Origin of the sequence: Streptomyces sp. NPDC014734, from assembly GCF_043083325.1 — a bacterium.
Taxonomy (GTDB): Bacteria; Actinomycetota; Actinomycetes; order Streptomycetales; family Streptomycetaceae; genus Streptomyces.
In genome coordinates this window covers 1-4,184 of the sequence record NZ_JBIBYN010000060.1, presented here as the reverse complement: position 1 = coordinate 4,184, position 4,184 = coordinate 1, and the positions used below count along the sequence as shown (strand labels likewise).

The 4,184-nt window shown below is 72.3% G+C and carries 1 protein-coding gene; it reads right to left on the bottom strand.

Features of this window, described 5'->3' with window-relative positions:
• Nucleotides 1-4,184: SDR family NAD(P)-dependent oxidoreductase (locus ACF1CT_RS37315; RefSeq protein WP_391788483.1), on the bottom strand; the 4,184-nt coding region annotated here is incomplete at both ends.

The window sequence follows — 4,184 nt, the reverse complement described above, 5'->3', positions numbered from 1 at the left end:
GCCAGCACCCGCCCGATCACCTGACTCCGCAACGCCACCACCCGCGCCGCATCCCGCAACGACAACACACCCGCCACACACGCCGCGGCGATCTCCCCCTGCGAATGACCCACCACCGCCGAGGGGCGTACCCCGGCCGAACGCCACAGCGCCGCCAACGACACCATCACGGAGAACAACACGGGCTGGACGACATCCACCCGCTCCAGCGACGGCGCGCCCTCGGCCCCGCGCAGAACGTCCACCAACGACCAGTCGGTGAACTCCGCCAGAGCAGCCCCACACTCATCCATACGCGCCGCGAACACCGGCGAAGCATCCAACAGCCCGACGGCCATGCCTACCCATTGCGACCCCTGTCCCGGGAACAGGAACGCGGCCTTACCCCCGATTCCGGCCCCTTGTACCAGCTGGGGCAGGGCCTCGCCGCGGGCGAGGGCGTCGAGGCCGCGTCGGAAGTCGTCGCGGTCCGTTCCGGTGAGCACCGCGCGTTCGTCGAGTACGGAGCGGGTGGCGGCCAGCGAGTGGCCGATGTCCGCCGGGCGGAGGTCCGCATCGGTCTCCAGGTGGGCGAGCAGCTTCGCGGCCTGGTCGCGCAGCGCGGCCGGGTTCTTGCCGGACAGCACCCAGGGCAGCACGCCGGGGGTCGTCACGGGTTCCTCGGCGGGGGCGGGCCCCTCGGCGGGGGCGGGCCCCTCGGCCGGGGCCTGCTCGATGATCGCGTGCGCGTTGGTGCCGCTGAAGCCGAAGGAGGAGATGCCGGCCCTGCGCGTCGTACCGCCCTGCGGCCAGGGTGTGGCCTCGGTGACGAGGGAGACCGCACCCGCTGACCAGTCCACGTGAGGGGTCGGTTCGGTGATGTGGAGCGACTCGGGCACCACACCGTGCCGCATGGCCAGCACCATCTTCATCACGCCCGCGACACCGGCGGCCGCCTGGGCGTGGCCGATGTTGGACTTGACGGAGCCCAGCAGCACCGGCCGGTCGGCGGGGCGGTCCTGGCCGTAGGTGGCCAGCAGCGCCTGCGCCTCGATCGGGTCACCCAGCGTCGTCCCCGTGCCGTGCGCCTCGATGACGTCGACATCGGCGGCGGTGAGGCGGGCGTTGGCGAGCGCCTGGCGGATGACCCGCTGCTGCGACGGACCGTTCGGCGCCGTCAGGCCGTTGCTGGCGCCGTCCTGGTTGATGGCGCTGCCCCGTACCACCGCGAGCACCGGGTGGCCGTTCTTCCGCGCGTCGGACAGCCGCTCCACGAGGAGCATGCCGACGCCCTCGGCGGGGCTGAAGCCGTCGGCGTCCGCCGAGAACGCCTTGCTGCGGCCGTCCGACGACAGTCCGCGCTGACGGCTGAACTCGATGAAGGTGCCGGGGGTGGCCATCACGGTCGCACCACCCGCCAGGGCGAGTTCGCACTCTCCGGTACGCAGTGCCTGGACCGCGAGGTGCAGGGCGACCAGCGATGCCGAGCAGGCGGTGTCGACGGTGACCGCCGGGCCCTCCAGGCCGAAGACGTAACTGAGCCGGCCGGAAACCACACTGGCGGCGCTGCCGGTGGCCAGGTGGCCCTCGTAGCCGTCGGTGGTGTTCCGCATGAGGATGGAGTAGTCGGAGCCGTTCGTCCCGACGAAGACGCCGGACTGGCTGCCGCGGAGCGTGGCCGGGTCGATGCCCGCCCGCTCGAACGCCTCCCACGATGTCTCCAGCAGCAACCGCTGCTGCGGGTCCATCGCCATCGCCTCGCGGGGCGAGATGCCGAAGAAGGTGGGGTCGAACGCGGCGACGCCGGTGAGGAAGCCGCCCTCGCGGGTGTAGCTGGTGCCCTGCGCGTCCGGGTCCGGGTTGTACAAGGACTCCACGTCCCAGCCGCGGTCGGCCGGGAACTCGGACAGTGCGTCACCGCCGGAGGTCAGCAGCTGCCACAGTTCCTCGGGGGTCCGCACACCGCCGGGGAAGCGGCAGCTCATCGCGACGATCGCGATCGGTTCGTCGTCGGCCAGGGAAGCCGCGGTGGGGAGCGGGGCGGCGAGCGCCGACGTTCCGCCGGACAGCTCGGCACGCAGGTGTTTGGCGAGCGCGTTCGGGGTCGGGTAGTCGAAGATCAGCGACGGTGGCAGTTTGAGCCCGCTGGCGGCACCGAGCCTGTTGCGCAGTTCGACGGCGGTGAGCGAGTCGAAGCCCAGCTCCTTGAAGGCGCGTGCGGACTCGACGGCTTCGGCGTCGGCGTAGCCCAGTACGGTCGCCACGGCGCCGCGCACCAGTTCCAGCAGCAGCCGCTCCTGCTCGGCGTCGGGCAGCCCGGCGAGCTTCTGCACGAGACCGGTGTTGTCGGCGTGGTCCGTATCGGCGTCGCCCCGCATGTCCTTGATGACGTCCCGCGCTTCGGGCAGGTCGTGGAGCAGCGGCCGGGACCGGCCGGAGGTGAAGGCGAGGACGAAGCGCTTCCACTCCATGTCGACGACGGTCAGCACCGACTCGTCCCGGTCCAGGGCGTGTTGGAGGGAGGTCACCGCCTTCTCGGGTGTCATCTCGATGACGCCGTGGCGGCGCATGCGGTCGCCGACGCCGCCCTCGGCCATGCCGCCCTCGCCCCACGGGCCCCAGGCCAGCGAGGTGGTGGACAGTCCGGCGTCGCGGCGCCATTCGGCGAAGGCGTCGAGGAAGGCGTTGCCCGGTGCGTAGTTGCCCTGACCGGGGGCGCCGAAGGTGGCGGCGAAGGAGGAGAACAGCACGAACGCGGAAAGGTCGAGGTGCCGGGTCAGCTCGTGCAGGTGGAGTGTGGCATCGACCTTGACCTTCAGCACCCGGTCGACCTGCTCGGGCGTCAGTCCTTCTATCACACTGTCGTCCAGCACGGCGGCGGTGTGCACGACGGCGGTGAGCGGCCGGTCGGCCGGGACGGCGTCGAGCAGCGACTCGACGGCCTTGCGGTCGGCCACGTCACAGGCGGCGACGGTCACCTCGGCGCCCAGTCCGGTCAGTTCCTCGCGCAGTTCGGCGGCGCCGGGAGCGTCCGGGCCCCGACGGCTGGTGAGCAACAGGTGCTCGGCACCGTTCCGGGCCAGCCAACGCGCCACCTGCGCACCCAGCGCACCCGTGCCCCCGGTCACCAGCGTCGTCCCCGACGGCCGCCACTCCCGCACAGCGGGCGTTTCGGCGAGCGGGGACCTGACCAGTCGTCGTACGAACAGCCCGGTGGGCCGGATCGCGACCTGGTCCTCCTCCTCGGCCCCGGCCAGGGCCGTGACCAGCCGGGTCAGTGCCCGTTCGTCGGCGGCCCGCGGCAGGTCGACGAGTCCGCCCCAGCGCTCGCCGTGTTCCAGGGCGGCGACCCGGCCCAGGCCCCAGACCAGGGCCTGCTGCGGTGACTCCAGCCGGTCCGAGCGGCCGGTGGAGACCGCCCCCCGGGTGGCGATCCACAGTGGTGCGGCGATCTCGGCGTCGCCCAGTGCCTGGATCAGTGCCAGTTCGGCGGCGACTCCGGCGGGGACGGAGGTGTGTTCGGGGTGCGGACGGTCGTCGAGTGCCAGCAGGGACAGCACTCCGTGGAACGGAGCGTCCTCATCGGCGGTCGTCCGCTGGAGCAGTTCGGTGAGGGAGGTCCGGCCGTCCGCGCCGGTGTCCATGACGAGTTTCCGTACGGCGGCGCCGCGCTCGGCGAGGATGTGGGCCGCGCCCTGCGCCCACTCCCCCTCTGCCGCGTGCTGCGGAACGATCAGCAGCCAGGTGCCGGACAACCGCGCGGACTGGTTCTCGGCAAGCTGCTTCCAGGTCACCCGGTAGCGCCAGCCGTCCACGACGGAACGCTCGCGTGCCTGCTTGCGCCAGGTCGACAGCGCGGGCAGCAGCGCGCTGACCCGCTCGTCGCCGTCGACCGCAAGCTCGGCCGCCAGCGTCTGCCAGTCCTCTCGTTCGACGGCTTCCCAGAAGCGGGCCTCGACGGGGTCCGCGGTCGTGGCGGCGGACACGGCGGGGGTGCCGGCCTCCAGCCAGTAGCGCTGGTGCTGGAAGGCGTAGGTGGGCAGGCCGACGCGTCGGGCACCCGTTCCCGCGAACACCGCACCCCAGTCGACGTCGACACCACGCGTCCACGCCTCGCCCAACGACAGCCAGAACCGCTCCAGCCCACCCTCACCACGCCGCAACGACCCCACCACAGCCACATCCCGCCCCACATCCTCCGCCGT